The organism is Desulfogranum aggregans (genome assembly GCF_055398265.1).
Genome location: NZ_AP042447.1, coordinates 4269402 through 4286838, shown reverse-complemented (window position 1 = coordinate 4286838; position 17437 = coordinate 4269402). Strand labels below are relative to the sequence as shown.

At 48.3% G+C, this 17437-nt stretch carries 13 protein-coding genes; 7 read left to right on the top strand and 6 right to left on the bottom strand.

What is annotated here, in order from left to right; translation table 11 throughout:
* Window positions 1-98: 98 nt before the first annotated feature.
* Complete coding sequence (locus tag ACZ52Z_RS18805) at window positions 99-1367, bottom strand: (Fe-S)-binding protein (RefSeq protein WP_464268305.1); 1269 nt, start codon at window positions 1365-1367, stop codon at window positions 99-101.
* A gap of 493 nt (window positions 1368-1860) precedes the next feature.
* On the opposite strand from ACZ52Z_RS18805, the gene ACZ52Z_RS18800 reads away from it, so the two are divergent.
* Together ACZ52Z_RS18800 and ACZ52Z_RS18795 are read left to right on the top strand one after the other, a co-directional pair.
* The gene (locus ACZ52Z_RS18800) at window positions 1861-3273 is read left to right on the top strand and encodes a flavocytochrome c (protein WP_464268304.1); all 1413 of its coding nucleotides are present in this window, start codon (window positions 1861-1863) and stop codon (window positions 3271-3273) included.
* Between the two features lie 217 nt (window positions 3274-3490).
* Window positions 3491-4279, top strand: coding sequence for a Rossmann-fold NAD(P)-binding domain-containing protein (locus ACZ52Z_RS18795; RefSeq protein ID WP_464268303.1), 789 nt, complete (start codon window positions 3491-3493; stop codon window positions 4277-4279).
* Between the two features lie 304 nt (window positions 4280-4583).
* On the opposite strand, the gene ACZ52Z_RS18790 is transcribed toward ACZ52Z_RS18795, so the two are convergent.
* Complete coding sequence (locus ACZ52Z_RS18790; protein ID WP_464268302.1) at window positions 4584-5258, bottom strand: polysaccharide deacetylase family protein; 675 nt, start codon at window positions 5256-5258, stop codon at window positions 4584-4586.
* Window positions 5259-5613: 355 nt separating this feature from the next.
* Here ACZ52Z_RS18790 and ACZ52Z_RS18785 point away from each other — a divergent pair, with 355 nt between their 5' ends.
* Both ACZ52Z_RS18785 and ACZ52Z_RS18780 read left to right on the top strand, forming a co-directional pair.
* Window positions 5614-7239: a DUF5060 domain-containing protein gene (locus tag ACZ52Z_RS18785; RefSeq protein ID WP_464268301.1), complete on the top strand. Its 1626-nt coding sequence runs from the start codon at window positions 5614-5616 to the stop codon at window positions 7237-7239.
* Window positions 7240-7640: 401 nt separating this feature from the next.
* Window positions 7641-10139, top strand: a complete 2499-nt coding sequence (locus ACZ52Z_RS18780; RefSeq protein ID WP_464268300.1) for a hybrid sensor histidine kinase/response regulator — start codon at window positions 7641-7643, stop codon at window positions 10137-10139.
* Between the two features lie 261 nt (window positions 10140-10400).
* On the opposite strand, the gene ACZ52Z_RS18775 is transcribed toward ACZ52Z_RS18780, so the two are convergent.
* The gene (locus tag ACZ52Z_RS18775; protein ID WP_464268299.1) at window positions 10401-12413 is read right to left on the bottom strand and encodes a methyl-accepting chemotaxis protein; all 2013 of its coding nucleotides are present in this window, start codon (window positions 12411-12413) and stop codon (window positions 10401-10403) included.
* A 258-nt stretch (window positions 12414-12671) separates the two neighbouring features.
* On the bottom strand, window positions 12672-13127 hold the full coding sequence (locus ACZ52Z_RS18770) for an arsenate reductase ArsC (protein WP_464268298.1): 456 nt from the start codon (window positions 13125-13127) through the stop codon (window positions 12672-12674).
* 283 nt (window positions 13128-13410) lie between these two features.
* Between ACZ52Z_RS18770 and ACZ52Z_RS18765 the strand changes: the two genes are divergently transcribed.
* The 3 genes from ACZ52Z_RS18765 to ACZ52Z_RS18755 all read left to right on the top strand — a co-directional run bounded on the left by ACZ52Z_RS18765 (window position 13411) and on the right by ACZ52Z_RS18755 (window position 15267).
* Complete coding sequence (locus ACZ52Z_RS18765; protein WP_464268297.1) at window positions 13411-14031, top strand: LysE family translocator; 621 nt, start codon at window positions 13411-13413, stop codon at window positions 14029-14031.
* A gap of 93 nt (window positions 14032-14124) precedes the next feature.
* On the top strand, window positions 14125-14475 hold the full coding sequence (locus ACZ52Z_RS18760) for a hypothetical protein (protein ID WP_464268296.1): 351 nt from the start codon (window positions 14125-14127) through the stop codon (window positions 14473-14475).
* Window positions 14476-15267 carry a nitroreductase family protein gene (locus tag ACZ52Z_RS18755; protein ID WP_464268295.1) on the top strand — a complete coding sequence of 264 codons (792 nt, stop codon included), beginning with the start codon at window positions 14476-14478 and terminating at the stop codon, window positions 15265-15267. It abuts the gene before it with no gap.
* Window positions 15268-15600: 333 nt separating this feature from the next.
* Here the strand turns inward: ACZ52Z_RS18755 and ACZ52Z_RS18750 are convergent, their stop codons facing one another.
* Together ACZ52Z_RS18750 and ACZ52Z_RS18745 are read right to left on the bottom strand one after the other, a co-directional pair.
* Window positions 15601-16050: a YqaA family protein gene (locus ACZ52Z_RS18750; RefSeq protein WP_464268294.1), complete on the bottom strand. Its 450-nt coding sequence runs from the start codon at window positions 16048-16050 to the stop codon at window positions 15601-15603.
* A 68-nt stretch (window positions 16051-16118) separates the two neighbouring features.
* The gene (locus tag ACZ52Z_RS18745) at window positions 16119-17330 is read right to left on the bottom strand and encodes an ISL3 family transposase (protein ID WP_464268293.1); all 1212 of its coding nucleotides are present in this window, start codon (window positions 17328-17330) and stop codon (window positions 16119-16121) included.
* Window positions 17331-17437 lie beyond the last annotated feature (107 nt).

Here is a 17437-nt window from a genome sequence, read left to right as displayed (position 1 = left end):
CTGCGGTGCTTTTCATCGCACGCACAGTATCAACACCTGAAACTGGATATCATTCAACGATTGCGCTTTTCCCTGGCAGTATACAATCAATCAACAGATCAATCAGTGCTCTCACGCAAGAAAACTGCCCGAAGGACCTTGATGATGTGTTCTGTTTCAAAAGGCGATTGTTGAATATGTTCCTTCGCGTCGTCGAGGATACGTTCCAAATCCCGCCAGAGTGCATATCGTTTAAACGTATCATCACGCCGAATACCCATAGCTTCAGCAACCAAATGAACATAATTGGTCACAGTGAAAGAAAACCGCTCTTCTTCTTTTCCGAATGTCTGCCCGCAATAATGACAAACGGTAACCAGTCGCCCCGCACCGGTTTGTTCTGCTTCCTTCAATCGACTATCACGCACCCGGGAAGAGCTTTCTTTAAACCAGCAGTCAGCCCCGCTACCGCAGCAACTTGTTTTCGGTCCATGATGCTTCATCTCCGTAAGCGTTACCCCTGGCAATTGCCTCAATACCTCACGGGGCCCATCGCTGTCTAGATTGGTGAAGGCAGTCTTGCAGGGTTCATGAAGGGTCACTCCCCCTGCCGAAGCATCAGAAAGGGAGAGCTTACTCATGTTTGCCGCAAGATATTGCGGAAAAGAAAAAATGTGGAAAGGAATATTCAAGGCGGGTGCGATGCTCTTTTCAAATCGGCAATGACAGGTTGGACACCATAAAACAACAGCTTCAGGTTGAAATTCAGCAATGGCGGTTGCCAGTGATGCGGCTAACCGCTCCCCCTTGTCAATCTCGCCCGTAAACAGACAACTATCTCCACAGCAATAATCCAATCCTGGGAGAAAGGCGAAGTCATCACCGATTGCTTCGAAAATATCCAGGGCATTGAGAATTTTTTCCGGTTGAAAATAGACGTTGCAGCCAGGGAAAAAAACGTACCGGGCCCTCTTTTTTGGGCTCGGCACAGTAATTTTGCGGTAATCAGCCCCAGAAACCTGGATGCTGGCGAGTACCCGGTGCACGCTATCCGGCTTTTGCTGGTCTTCATGTGCTTTTTCCGCCAACCCACGGGCGATGTACTCGCCCTTGATCAGCTCGTTGACTACCATTGGATTGAGGTCTTCAGGACAAATATTTGCCGTGCATTTGAAACATTCCATGCAGGAAAAAGCCTTTGTATACGCGTACAGGTTGGCTGCCCCGACTTCCATGAAACGAAAAACCCCACCTTGAATGCTCTGCGGAGAGTAATTGCCCATGCCGGTATGGGGCAAAATTGGACACACTTCAGCACATAGGCCACATTGCACACAGTGCTGCAGAAAGCGCTGTTTCTCTTTGCCGTAATGATCAGAAATTAGCATTGCACTCCAGTTCCTTTCCCCATCCCTACGAGTCAGTGTATACTGCTTGTCACTCTTGAAATCGATTCACCGGCGACATTCCTCCATGAAGGAAATTCGCAACTACCAGTTCCATCATACCAATATTGCTCTCAACATGCCGCAGCCGGTTGAACATTCTTTCCCTTCGCGCCTGACCGGGAGTGCATTTGGCAATGCTTTACCCAAGCCCTAGCTGCAGAGGACACCTGGTCAGACACCGTCTCCACATGACGCTCTATGGCACCTCTTGCTCCTGCCATGACTCAGCAACAGTCCATGCGAGTACCTTGTGAAAAGGGTGTTTCCAGATGGAGCAGTCAATCAGAGCAGGAGGTAAGATTGTGCAACCTGGTAATCGCTTCCGCTATAGCGGTCTCAGTTCTTGCATATTGCATAGCCGCTACAGTAGTGTACGTGAAGACATCTCCTTGCTTCGCTATACGTCAACAACCTATTTGTTGAGAAATGGACAATGAATTGTATTACATGGGACGAGGATGTTGATGTAATTGTTATCGGCAGCGGTATGGCTGGGCTGACAGCTGCGATTGAAGCACGTCAGCGTGGTTCAACCGTCATCGTCTTTGAAAAAATGAATGTGAGCGGTGGCAACAGCAGAATCAGCGATGGCGGTCTGGCTGCACCGGGCAATTTCCTGCAGCAACGCGCAGGTGTTCACGATTCACCGGAGGCGCTTTATGCTGACATGCTTAAGGCCGGGCTATCCCTGAATCATCCGCAGCTGGTAAAAATTATCGTCTACCAGGCAGCGGAAATAGTTGAGTGGACTCGTACTGAACTTGGTGTAAGGTACCAGGAACGACTGGATCGTTCTGGTGGCCACAGTGTTCCGCGAACCCTGACCACGCACACCCATTCAGGGGCTGAAATTATCAAGGGCTTGGTCAAAAAACTGAAGGAACTCGATGGTGAATTGCGCCTAGGCTGTTTACTGACAAAAATAATACCGGACAGCAGTGGAAAGGTAAGCGGAGTCAGCATTCGTTCCGGTTATACTTTCCCTGATCCGGACAGCGGCATCGAGAAACACATCCGTGCCAGGCGTGGCGTAGTGCTGGCAACTGGGGGATTCAGCCGTGATATCAACTTTCGCCGTCTCCAGAACCCCCTCCTGGACGAATCCCTCGGCTCAACAAATCATCGCGGAGCAACAACAGAAGGACTCCTGGCAGCCCTGAAAATTAACGGAGCACCGGTTCATTTGTCGTGGATCCAGACCGGTCCCTGGGGTTGTGCTGATGAAGTCGGCTACGGCAAAGGGGCCCGCTTCGCCGCTTACAGCGTGTTCCCGCAGGGGATTATCGTTGATCCTGCCAGCGGTTGTCGAATCCTCAACGAATGGGCAGACAGAAGGCTGCGCTCTGACGCTATGCTCAATGCCGGGCACCCCTGCATCGGTATCGTCGATGCCATAGGCGCACAAATAGACAGCGAGAGCCTGGTGCAGTGCCTAAAAAGCGGCAAAGTAAAGGAGTGCACAAATCTCGTCGATCTCGCTGAAACGTACGCGATCCCTGCTGATAGTCTTCAAAAAACAATTGCGGAATATAACCAAATGATTCAGACGAAACAGGTGGATATGTTCGGCAAACCATTGGGCGATGAAACCCAGCCCTTGAAGGAGCCACCGTTTTATGCCATCAGATTATGGCCCAAGGTACACCATACTCCAGGCGGCTTGGCCATTGATGAGCATGCCCGCGCTCTCGACCTGCACGGCGACCCAATCCCCCGACTGTTTGCTGCCGGAGAAGTGTGCGGGGGCATACATGGTGCAAGCCGTTTGGGAAGTTGTGCGCTGCCAGAATGCCTTATATTTGGAAAAATTGCGGGGAGAGAGGCGGCATCCTTGTCTGCGCATTAGCAGGATTTGTTGGCATCAATCTCTCTCGAGTCTTCGCCATCTTCCGACGTGATCAGTCCTCTACCACGTAACAAGAGGGGGCAGGTTAAGTCGAAATTACCACATGTATCTCACAGGGAAAAACCGATCTTAAACTGACAACCTGCAGGTTTTCCATTGACCGGAGCCTTAGGTGCGAGCAGGCCTGTTTTCTCGATAAGACCAAGAGGCAATATTGATGATCATCAGCATAATGGGGAGTGGTTGGTTAGGATTACCTTTAGCAGAGCATTTCATTCAAGCGGGATATACAGTCAAAGCTTCGACAACATCAGTAAATCGTATACCGGAGGTGGCATCTACGGGCGCCGATCCTTTCCTCATTCATATAGATTCACTGCCAGATACCATCCAAGACTTCCTCCAAGCAAAGACCCTCATAATCAACATACCGTCGAAAAACATTGCCGGGTTTCGTCACCTTGTTACAGCAATTGAGGATTCAGTACTTGAAAATGTATTGTTTGTCAGTTCTACATCCGTTTACCAAAACGTAAAAAAGACGATTACCGAGGCAGACACCCAATACTATTCCCCCAGTCCCCTGCTAGAAATCGAGGGCCTGCTTGCCGGCTGCAAGAGCATTAAAACCACGATCGTCAGATTTGGCGGATTAATCGGATACAATCGACACCCAGGACGATTTTTCGCTTCCGGAAGGGTTGTACGAAATCCCGAAGCACCGGTTAACCTGATACATCGAGATGACTGTATTGGAATTATCAGTCAGATAGTTGAGCAGCAAGCCTGGGGCGAGGTGTTCAATTGTTGCGCTGACACCCATCCCACCAAAAGAGCCTTTTATACTCGAGCGGTGGAGTCGGTAAATGGCACTTTACCGGAATTTGCCGCATCAGACTCTGAGGTGAATAAAATGATCAGCAATCACAAAGTAAAACGGTTGTTGGGGTATCAGTTTATACACCCTGATTTAATGAAAATCGATTTCGAAAAATGGCCGGTATAACGCGCGCCCTTTCCCGGCCAATGCTCACACTGCCTGCCGCTTTTCCCCTACACGCTTTTTCTCTTTACTCAAATTCGAGAATGTTCCTTGGTGACCGGTTGAAAGATATGCACCCAAACCCGTGACGACTTAATGAGTGGCGACGGACATCGGTAAGATCCCATTCATGCCGGACTACTCTTTCGTTGATAAGCATGCAAAAGAATACACCCTTCAAAACTACAAAGGGCAGGCCACCAAAATTCCACCCATCCCTGAACACAGGAATACACTTTTGTCATGCTGTTCCCGGGGCTGAGCTTTCTCATCCGTTGAACAGCGCCGGCAGCTCGCCCCAGACTGCGTGAGGGTCGTCGTCTATACGTTGAAGTGTCTCCTCAAACAACCGCCACATGGCCTCGCTCACCAATTCATAGGAGTGTCCCCAGAAGTAGAACAACCCTCCTTTTTTGGCCTGTTCGTAGCGCGACCAAAAATCTTGTGCCAGAAAATGGCAATTGGGGTGAAAGGCCATGGGATTGACCTGAGAAAACAAGGTACCAGCCTCACCTGTGGTGCGGGCGTAATGGTGACCCGTCTCCCGGACCAATGCCATAACTGTCGAATTAAATGCACCGAACGGATAAGCGAACCCAGTAACAGCCTGTCCAAAAAATTGTTGCAACCGTTCCCGGCTGTCGCCAATTTCCCGCCGGGCCGCATCTTCGGACAGATCGCAGAGGTTTGGATGGGTCAGGCTATGGTTAGCGATACTGAAACCGGCATAGACAGTTCGCATCTCGTCCCATCCCAGACGCCATACTTCAGTTTCCGCATACATCCAGTCAAACCGAGGATGCTTCTCATGGAGGCCGGCACACAGGTTGAAGGTGGCCGGGATTCGCAGGTGACGCAGCAGCTCGGTCAACCTGGCGTCCGTGGTGACTCCATCATCCCAACACTGGACAACCATCATCTTTTTTATTGAAGGAACTTTCATTTGTTCAGCTTTCACCTCAACGCTTGCTCCCATGATGCTCGTGCACCTCTTGCCCACCGAGGTACCCTTTGACAGGTACCTGGGAGGGATGGTAATGGATTGATTACTTGACTCCATGCCAGGATACCTGGCTCTTGCAGATGATGCGCAAAGAAATTTTCCCTTTTGGTCTCTAGTTACGATAGGGACGCACCAACCAACATCTCCAGTTTTTTATGACAAATCAACCTGTTCTTTTCGACCACCATTATCTACCGATAAAAACATGCATGTTAACCATTGTCTTTCTTGCGACCAACACCATGCTCATCACAGGCACAGGAGCTGTCTGCAGGTTTAACCAAGGACCAATGGTATGAGCAAAACCACACTGATTCCACGAACCCGTCGTCGCAGCACTCTACTCACTGTACTGGTACTGCTGCTTTTGCCAAGCTGGTACATTTCTTCTGCTTCGGGTTCCGACCTCGGGCACCAGACCATACCCATGTATGCACCGTATGCAGAGTGGTCCCTGGTTAACCCTTCCTACACCGGCAATGCTTTTGACCTGGAGGCAACCGTTACCTTTATCAGCCTTCGCAGCAACAGACAAATCACCACTGGCATGTTTTACGACGGCAACGATATCTGGAAATTCAGATTTACCGGTGTTGAGCAAGGACGCTGGCGATTCACGACCATGAGCAGAGACCCTGAACTCGATGGGCATAGCGGGTTTGTTACGGTCCAACCACATCCAAATCCGAGCATGGAAGGATTTCTCACTCACCAGGGAAACCAGTTTGCCATCCAGAAAGGAAACAACGCTCAGCTAGCAGGGTACAGCTTTACGGTTTTCATGAATCAGTACCTCGGCCGTAAACGGGACTGGCTCTTTCACCAGCTCGGCAAGGACCTGAACACTGCTGCAAAGGCGTGGAATGCATATCTTGATAATGCGTTTACCAATGGCTTTGAAATTGTTCACCTGGAGGTCGCCAACAGCTGGTTCAGCTTTCCGGCATATCGTTCCGACGAACATGAGAGTACTCATCCGGATATCTACACCTTCAGGCTACTGGAAACCTGCATCAAGCTCGCTCATGCCAGGGGCGGGCGAGTACATATCTGGGCCTGGGGAGATGACCAACGAAAAGCAACCCCGGTCAATGTGGGTGGAATCAATGGTCCTGCTGATCGAAGGATACAGCGGTATATTGCGGCCCGTCTTGGCCCACTTCCCGGTTGGACCCTGGGCTACGGTTTTGATCTTTGGGAATGGACCACTCTCGATCAGGTAAAAGCATGGGCAACCTACCTGCAAGCACAGTTCGGCTGGCCTCATCTGCTTGCCGCCCGGGGGTGGCACCTTGCTGATATTCCTTTCACCATGGTTTCCTACGGCTCTTTCGGCAGAGACGCCATCCGCACAACCATCCACGGGCCGAAGAGTTACAGGGAAATTCTGCTGGACCTGAAAATTGAACCAGATCAGCCCCACCTGTATGAGGAACGGCATAGCTATAAACGGCCAAAGTTTGCATTAGATATGAAGGGCACCCGCCGCATGCTCTGGCGGCAGACCATGGCAGGGGGTATGGGTGGTTTTTTTGGCTTTTATGCCAATAGTCCCCATCCGTATCCGGATCCAGAGCAGCTCAGAACCCATTATTCTTTTTGGCACCAGAAAGGCAGACTCCTTCTTGGCATGGCTCCGGCGAATGAATTAACCAACGGCTACTGCCTCAGCGCTCCCAACTCCAAGCAGTATATTTTTTATGGCGAATCAACCAGCCTGATACACATGAACCTCTCGGACATGAAAGGAGAACAGCCTGCGGTGGCAGTTGACCTGACAACAGGGTACAAGGAAATTCAATTAGGTCGATTGCTCCCAGGAAGTCATGATTGGAAAGCCCCCTACACAGCCGACTGGGCCATAGCTGTCGGTCACTTCTCAATATCGCCTGATATTGCCGCCTCAACGCTCACCCGCTGAGAGAAAAGTATCTTCAGTTCAGAGAAAAAGCACGATATAAAAACGGTGCCCTCCGCTGAGGGCGCTGAGTAACCCTTTGAAAATCCGAAATTTACTTGAAAGTGCCGCTGAAAAAGGATAGGGTTTCACCTATTGTTGGCTGAGGGAAAGCAATTGGTGAGAAAAGGAGGTTGGCCCCGGTTATCGGCGACCTCATGCGTTGTCTTTCCTGCCGCCAGGTCTGTCTATCAGCGACCTTGACACTCTTGTCCAAAAAAGGTGTAACCGTGGGAAAAGAATACTATCCTCCCCTGATTTTCCTGCTTTGTGCCTCGTTGTTGCTCGGAGTACTGCAGGAGGCCCCTGCATCCCCCCTTGCAAAAAAACCTCATGTTCTCTTAATAAACTCCTACCATCAACGGATGCCTTGGGTTCAAGACATCGTCCGGGGCGTTGAAGATGTGCTGTTACCAGATGAAAACTCCTATTCACTCCATATCGAAAATATGGATTCCAAGGAATTCCACTCTGCTCCCTATTTTGAGGCATTCAAGGACTATCTGTCGGTCAAATATGCTGCAACCGACATCCATCTTATTCTCGCATCTGATAACAACGCCTATGATTTCTTAAGAAGCAATAGAGAGCAGCTGTTTCCAGGCGTACCCGTTGTTTTCTGCGGGGTAAATAATTTTGCCGATGCCCAGATTTCCGGCATGGACTCCATCACCGGCGCCATAGAAATATTTTCCGCAGACACCACAGTCAACCTGGCACTGCAACTCGTTCCGAAGCTGAAAACAGTCTATGTCATCAATGATTACCTCAAAACCGGTCGTTTCTGGGAATCAGACATTCGCAAACAGCTCAAGAGCCTTGAGAGCAGTGTAAACATTGAATACAACCAAAATCTTTCTCTGCCAGAGCTCCTTGATTACGTTGCCACTCTCCCTTCTGATACCGCAGTGCTGCTCGGAGCGTATTTTTCGGACAGAGAAGGGGCATTTTACACTTACGAGCAGGTCGCCAGCAAACTTTCCCGGGCAAGCGCGGTCCCTGTGTTCTCTCTGGTCGAATTTATCATTGACGAGGGGTTGGTGGGAGGCCAGGTAATCAGCGGCTACTATCAGGGCAGAGCCATGGCGGCATTAGCCGAGAAAATCCTTCAGGGCACTGATATTGAAGAACTTCCGGTTGTCAAAGAGGGCAGTAACAAAGCAATTTTTAATTTTGAACAGCTTGAGCGTTTTGGCTTGAAAGAGGCTCATCTGCCGCAAGGCGCGCAGATAATAAACAGGCCGTTCAGTTTTTACCAAACCTACCGGCAGCAGATATGGATGGTGGCCACCTTTATCGGGATTCTGCTGGCCGTTATTGCCCTGCTTGTTGCCAGCATAGCACGGCGAAAACGTGCTGAACACGCCCTGCGAAAGAGCGAAAACAGGTTTCGTCAGCTAGCCGATGCAACCTGGGAAGCTCTGGCCATCCACGACAACGGCGTGCTGCTGGAAGCCAATAGGATGTTTGAAACACTTTTTGAATATAAACTTGAGGAACTCCGTGGAGTTCAGGTCGTCCCACTTCTTTTTCCAGAAAAATACCAAAAGCATGTGCGCCGCAAGTTTGCCACTGGAGACCTTGAAATGTATGAGGCAATGGCAAAAAACAAGAGCGGAAGAGTGTTTCCCATCGAAGTCCGGGTCCGGACCTTGGATTATCAGGAAAAAGAGGTACGGGTCGCCGCAATGCGCGACCTGACGAAAAGAAAGCTCATGGAAGAGCAGCTTGCACAGTCGAGAAAGCTTGAGGCAATCGGCACTCTTGCAGGAGGCATTGCCCATGATTTCAACAACATCCTTTCAGCCATCATCGGCTATGCCGAGATCTTACTCTTGACCAGCAAGAATGATGATGCCACATCAACAAAACTCCGCCACATCCTTAATGCGGGCAACCGGGCAAAGCTGCTGGTTCAACAGATTCTCACTTTTGCCCGCAAAACCGAGGAAAAGGTAGAGCAGATTCAGCTGTCGCAGGTTGTCCATGAAGTCGTCGAGCTTCTGCAGGCATCTCTCCCCTCCTCAGTCACGATAAATGAATCGATAGCAACCAATAGCTGTGTGCGCGGAGACATGACCAAGATGCATCAACTGGTGATGAATCTGTGTGCCAATGGCGGCAAAGCCATGCCGAATGGAGGGGTGCTGGAGATTTCACTCGATGAAAAAACCCTGGCTCCTGACGACCTGGCCGGACATCCGGAAATCTCTCCAGGCCACTTCCTGCGGCTGATCGTCAAAGATACCGGACGAGGTATCTCTTCGGAACATTTGGATAAAATATTTGACCCGTTTTTTACTGTTGACCACGAGCAAAAAGGCACTGGTTTGGGCCTTTCTGTTGTCCACGGCATAGTGAAGGAATCTAAGGGAATAATTGAAGTTGAGAGCACAGAAGGGCAAGGATCGTCGTTCATCGTCCTCCTTCCCCTGGTGGATTGCGGTGAGTCTGCCAATAAACCCACGAATCAATCACTCCCCGGCGGGCACGAAAACATTCTTATCATCGATGATGAGGAAGACCTTATCCATATTGGTGTTGAAGCCTTGTCAAAACTGGGTTATCAGGTCAAAGGATTCCACAGCAGCCGCCAAGCAATTAATTATTTTATTGCGGAAAAAGATAGTGTTGATCTGGTAATAGCCGACATGAACATGCCTGAAATGACCGGCGAGTCAGTTGCACGCGAACTACTGGCGCACAGAAAAAATATACCCATCATCATCTGTTCTGGATATGCAGCCGACGACCAGACAGATTATGTCAAACATCTTGGGATTAAACGTTTTCTAAACAAGCCGGTCGCCATGAAAGACCTGGCCTTTCACGTGCGCGAGGTGCTTGATGAAGCGCAGGTTTAATGATAGTCATTTATTGTTGGCGCCACCTTTCCCCCCGGGTGTCTGCATCGATTCAACTACTTAAAAAACCGGCATATAAGCACCCTGAGTAAGACAAAAGGCTTTCTCCTGCCTTACTCAGGGAAGTGACCTGGGCTTAACTGATGAAACGGAGAAACATCTTCGCGTTCATCCACATTCATAGCCCTGCGGACCGCCTGTTTCTCAGCTCCCCTGCACGACCTGCATAGTGCAGTGTATTGGCCTGATCAATTCCTACCGCTAAACCTTAAACTTGGTTACCAAAGCAGACAAATTCTCCGCCAACCTGGAGAGGTCATCAGCCGCCGTCTGCACATTTTTACTGCTCTCTTTCACTTCGACAGAGCTCTCTTTTACCTGATGCACATCTTCTGAGACCTCAGTCGTCCTCTGACTGCTAGTGGCAATATTTTCATTCACCTCCGAGATGCCAGCAGAAGCCTGGCTTACGTTCTCAACAATCTCGTTGGTTGTTATGGATTGCTCCTCGACTGCAGTGACAATTCCCTGGACTATATCATTCACTTCATTAACTATTTTTGAAATCCCGCCAATATCAGTAATTGTCGTGTTGGTTTGCGACTGGATGCCTTCAATTGCTTGACGAATTTCACCGGTAGCCTCAGCGGTTTGTTTTGCCAGCTCCTTAATCTCATTGGCAACTACCGCAAAGCCTTTTCCTGCTTCTCCGGCCCGCGCGGCCTCTATGGTCGCATTGAGCGCCAGCAGGTTGGTCTGTTCTGAAATTTCTGTGATCGTTTCGGTTATTTTTCCGATTGAATCTGCAGCTTTTCCAAGGCCTTTTACCGCCTCCTGGGATTTTTGAGTATTTTTTACCGCTTCTGTGGTCGTTGTGCTGGCCTTGGCACTGTTTTCAGCAATTTCCCGTATGGTTGTACCCATTTCTTCGGTTGCTGATGCAATCATATTCAAATTGGTCGCTGACTCTTCAGAAGCAGCAGCAACCGAATCCATGTTGGCCGAGACCTCATTGGCATTCTCCGCAGAACGATCTGCTACTTCGGTTGTATTGTCGGCATTGCTGACCAGCTGGTTTGCGATTGCCGCCAACTCTGTTGCAGCCGATGCGAGTGTCTCGGACGAGGCGTTTATTTCCTTGAGCATTTCACTTGAACTGGCAACCATATCATTCAGTGAGTGTGAAAGATCGCCCAGAGCGTCTTTCGATGTGACATCAAAAGTCACTCGATAATCACCAGCCCCTACCTTGGCAGCAGTGTCAGCGATTGATTTCACCCGGCTGTTAACTACCCGTACCAGTATAAAATTCAACCCCAGTCCTATACCAAGAACGATTGCACTGACGATCCCCGCTTGTGTGATCAATTTCTTGTCAAGACCACCAATGATCTCCTCGCGGTCCATACCAATGCCTATCCAGGCATCCCACTCATCAAAAGGTTCTACCAAAGCAATTTTTTCTTTCCCCTGATAAAGATAATTGAGAGTCCCACCTTTATGCTGCCTAAAAAGGGGCCCGATTTCAGGCAGCTCATAAACACTTGTATTCACATCCAGTGTTGGATGAACAAGAAACTTGCCATTGTCGCTGTACATGTAAAAATATCCAGCTCCCATTTTCGTACTACTGATGAGCTCTCGAACCTCACTGTTAATCATCAAATTGCCTACAAAGGTGGCGCCGATAAGATTTCCTCGATTGTCATAAAGAGGGCCATAGGCTGTCAAATACCAATCATTGACCACATAGGCTTTTCCAAAAAATAGCTCACCACGCTTGATAGACTTGTAGACCGGGCTGCTGGCTTCTATGGAAGTACCGACCGCTCTATCGCCATTTTCTTTGATCACAGAAGTGGATATTCGCAGCAGTTTATCGCCGACCAGTTGAAAGATTGTCGCCTTCGCCCCCGTTTCTTGAGTTATTTTATCTACATAGTCAGTATTACCATACAGATTTTCCGTCCCCTTCATCATGGTTGGTATTTCAATTCCACCAATGCTGACTGTCTTGTCCTTATCAAGATAAACAGTATCACCAGCAGCAAGTTCGAAATTGATATACCGAAGATCGCCCTCAAGTTTTTTCTTAATCTGCCCATCAAGGGCCACAAGCGAATTCATCATAGATTGATGAACAGTCTCCAAGGCTTCTTCACCTAATGTATAGAGCCCTTTGGTGCTTGATCGTATTGAAGTGATTGACAAAATTGATACAGTAAAGAGTGAAATAAATAAAATAACGATGAACATCATCGTTGTTAGCTTCATATTTTTCATATTTACAAATAGTTACAGTTATTATTTACGTAAAAACTCATGACCCATCTATCCAATCATCGTTAAGTTTATCAGTATCATTCACAACAAGCAAATTTGTTCCCTAAAAAATACCAATATACACCACCAAATTTCAGCTGTTTAAGACAAAAAATGAAGAAATTCATATTGTTGCATTAACAGACCACTCTACGCCTGAACGCGTAGGTAATGATTACCTGATATTTTCTTATGATCAACGGCACATACCTACGGGGTCTCATCTCCTGCCGTCAGGACTCCCGGCAGAGTCGTGACAAAGGCCCGTATTTGGTCTCGGACCATGCGGTAGGCGTCAAGTCTTTCCTCATCCGTCTTTGCTTTTGCCGCGAGGTGGGGCGGATCAGCAAAACCCCGGTGTATCTTTTTTCCCGGAAAATAGGGGCAGGTTTCATGGGCGTGTCCGCATAAGGTAATAACATAGTCAAAGGTTGACCGCGGCAGTTCATCAATCAGTTTTGATTGCTGCTGAGATATATCCACCCCGGCCTCGGCCATCACCCTGACAGCAGAGGGGTTCAGCCCATGCTTTTCGATACCGGCGGAATAGGCCTCGACCTCAGCACTCTTCAACTGCCTGGCCCATCCTTCAGCCATTTGGCTTCGGCAGGCGTTGCCGGTACAGAGAAAGAGGATGGTCATTTTTTCCGATGGTGCATTTTCCATGATGTCCTTTTACACAACGAGTGTGATTCTTCGATCAATTGTTGAACCAGGTGATGGTCGCTATATACAAAGGCCTTTTCACTTGCCGAACAGCTATATAACAACACCTTCACGCTCGGTCGCACTGATAACTGGGGAGAAAAGGAGCTTCCTGCTGATGCATGCGTGTTGAGAGGGAAGGTCACGCAAAAAATCTCAGCTGAAAAAAAGAGATAGCCCTTGCATATATGGAAAAGGAAGCTGTATACAAACTTACCACAATTACATCGAAAGGAGCTTCACCATGTCGCTTGAAAGTGCAATATCCTTCTTTTTCATCATTTTTGTGTTTGCCATTACCCCGGGACCAGGCGTCTTTGCCCTGCTGGCCCGGTCGCTTGCTTCTGGGGCTAAACCCTGCATCAGCATGTCATTTGGTATGGCTGTTAGTGATGTCATTTATCTGATTCTTGCCTGTTTTGGTCTTGCTGTCATCGCTGAACAATGGGCAGGGTTATTCATGTTTATCCGCATTGTCGGCGCCTTCTACCTGCTCTATCTGGGATGGAAGATGTGGAGCGCTTCTCCTGAAACATCACTCAATCAAAACGATACCCCTGGTTCCCTTACAGTGTCCAAAGGGGTAATGCAGGGATTTTTAATCTCAGCATCCAATCCCAAGGTGATCTTCTTTTATATCGCCTTTCTCCCCACAATAATGGATCTTAATGGCTTGACATCCTCTGACATAGTTTTGGCCTCAGGAATAACCCTGGTGGGACTCATGGCAGGGCTTATGACGGTAGCGTTATGCGCCTCTTCAGCAAGACGATTCTTTACCTCCACAAAAGCGGTAAAAAGCCTCAACCGCACATCAGGTGGGATTATGATAGGAGCTGGCTCTTATCTGGCCCTTCACGGATAGAAGAGAGGACGGGAGTGCTCCCTGGATTATACCCCTACTGGAATGTGGTAAAAGAAAAAATTGAGGATGCCTTTGGGCCATGAGAGCGTGTGCTTGGAAAAGCTCGCCGACCTTGTTCTCCATTACACCAGCCATAGCAATTCTCCCTGGGTTGTACTTTTCATCAATCTGATGAGGTTGACAGTTTATTTCGTTACATTCACTGGCCCCTTTGTCGGTTCACTGATAATCAACCCAGGAGGTTTTGCATCCTTCCTATTGACAGCAATATTTCTCACTCTTAGCGGGGCGATATTTTTTCTACACGTCAACCCGAAAAAAGAAAGAGTGGCCCCGAAAAGCGGCCTGCCTCATGCTGCGGCACCGCCTGAGGAGAGAAAAAGTAGCCTAACTGATCCTTCCATAGGGAAGCACGAAGCGAAAATTCACAAGAGGAGCAACTGAATGAATTTAATACAAATCGATACAGAAAAATGCCAGAAAGACAGGCTGTGTATTATTGAGTGTCCGTTTAACGTTTTGAGGGAAAACAGTAAGAAATTCCCGGAAGTAAATCCTGACACTGAATACATGTGCATGAAATGCGGGCACTGCCTTGCTGTGTGCCCCACTGGCGCGTTAACCCTGGAAAACTTGACTCCGGAGAGTTGTGCCCCCAGTAGCAAGCATATCGCCGTCGGGGTAGCTGAAATGGAGACCCTACTTACAAATCGAAGATCAGTACGCGTCTACAAGAACAAACCTGTTGCAAGAGAGCAGATAGCGCACCTTATGGAAATGGTGCGCTGGGCGCCAACAGCAAAAAACCTGCAGCCTGTGCATTGGCTGCTGGTAGATGATAAAGAAAAAATTCATGAGCTAGCCAGGATGACCATCGAATACCTCAAGGCTGGAGAAGTTTTTCCCGAAATGATAACGGCCTGGGAATCTGGTGAGGACATGATTTTACGAAGCGCACCGTTGCTTGCTATCGCCTATGCAGCAAAAGATGCATTGAACCCTTCAGTTGACTGTGCCATTGCCATTACATCGCTTGAACTGGCAGCAACATCATATGGGATTGGAAGCTTTTGGGCTGGCTATTTCATGCGGGCAGCAACTCAGTACGAGCCGATTGCTGAATACTTGAACCTGCCTGAAAACAACCTTGTTTTTGGAGCACTGGGTCTTGGTTATCCGAAATTCACTTACCATCGCATTCCCCAGCGTCAACCAAGCAAGGTTTCCTGGTTCTGATCAAACGGGCTTTCCTGTTGATTGCTTGTTGCATCTATGGAAAATCGCATTTAGCCGCAAATAAAGCACACACCCAGTAATGTGGTGTCACCACTTTTCCGGTCCCAAGCCATACTAAGTGATCTTGCTCTTGCCCCCTCCCCATGTCATGGGTAAATGATTTGCACCTGAAACCTCACCTCGGGTTGCATAACTGCGGATATGTTGTTCCTGTTTTTCTTCATTGCCCCTTCTTCGGGACACTTCCCGTCATCAACCTGTAGTTCAACCGCAGAGATGTCGAGTTCGAGTAACAGCGTCCTTTTGAAAGGTTTAACAGAATAATATTACACACTACGACATCGAATTACTGACAAGAATTAAGTATGAAAGAACTACATAGCGTCCGCATTTCCCTATCGTCACAAGAAGAAAAAACAGGACGAGGTTGATTCGCAACACCCCGGCGGCAACGGTCAGCGGGTCACCTATTATGGGAGCCCATGCTAAAAGCAGGGACGCGGCACCATACTTTTGCATGCGCAGCAGAGAGGCGTTGACTTCACGTTCTGAAGCTGTTCTGAATTTCCCCCTAAATATCAACCCGCCGTAAAACCCCAGCCCATAATTGACCACTGCTCCCAAAACGTTACCTATAGTGGCTACCATTACCAACAGGGAGGGGTTTAGACCATTGAGCAGCAGCAAGGTGAGCACTATTTCTGAGCTTAAAGGCAATATGGTAGCAGCAAGAAAGGATGCCAAAAATAATCCCACATAACCGTATTGAGCTAGTAGATCCACATTGAGCCTTTTTCAAATCAAATTCTGTATCGGCTGCTTACATATATTACAGGTAATTTGGGTCTTTGTCATAGTTGCAGAACAGGGGGTGAAGCTTCCTGTCTGATTTTTAAATAAAGGTAGTCGAGGTCACGGTAGCCGCATGCCCGTTTTACGATCCTGCTGATTGTAGCATTGAATGCCTCGAGTTTTGCAGAAGTGACCCTGTGTTTAATCCAAGCCAGAATCTCTTTTCTGTCTCGATCTACCCCTTTAGCGAACTTCACCAAGGGCTTTAATTCGGTTTCCTTGGCCCATTCAATCCAGTTGTCGAGAAATTTTGAAGCCCATTTGGGGCGAACATAGGTCCACAAGGTACTGAACGCATCTTTAAGGAGATAGGCCTGCAACAAGGATTCATTGGCTTCAAATAATGCTGCCAACCTGTCGCACTGGTTACCTTTCAGGTTCTGTGCGTTACGGAGCAAATTAAAACGCTGCCCTTTTATGAAACGTTTTTCATCCTTGTTTGCATTGCGCCATTCATTGCGTCGAACCTCGTCAACAGCGGTATTGAGATTGGCAACGATATGAAACTTGTCATAAACAATCTGTGCTTTAGGTGCATACTCTTCGACAACAGCTTTATAGGCCCCGGCCCTGTCGATACCAACTGCTTTTATCTTCTTGATTTGCCGAGGAGAGAGCTTTTGAAAAAAAGACTCCAGAGATTTTTTCTTTTTACCTTCAGCAAGGTGCAGGATTTCGCCGGTATCGCCATTCATCACGACTGTCATGTATGAGTGGCCTGAGCCAATTGATTTTTCATCAATTAAAAGAACTCGCAGATTATCCAGGTCTGGTTGTGGTAAATGTTTGGCCAGTATCCTTTTGTCCCATCTCCTGGCAGTGCTAGTTGAAATAGGCAGGAAATATGGGACCTTATTGGCTGGCATAAACCTGCAGAGTTTACACACATAGTGCATCAGTCGTTTGGTGGCATGAGCATAACCCTCAACACCAGGTGGATGAAGAGTAAAGTGGGCTTTACAATGATTGCAATATCCCTGTAGAGCCTCATAATGAACCATGACGAGATTGACCGGCCCAATGGGCAGGTCATATGCTATTTGTGAAACTTTTCTGTTCAACCCGGCTTTTCGTATGCAGTGAGGACAGTAAATGGTGAGCCGTTTATCTCGGTGAAGCTTGATAACGGCCACTTCTGGCAACACTTTCATTTCCTGGATGACCCAGCCTGGAAAATCGTATAAACAGCGTAATGAGGGGTGATTGGACATAACTGAAACCTTCCATGATCAAATAATGTGAGAAACTATCTGATATGGATGAGTTTTCAGCCAGTCAACCCCTCTTTACTTTCTGCAACTATGACAAAGACCCGGTA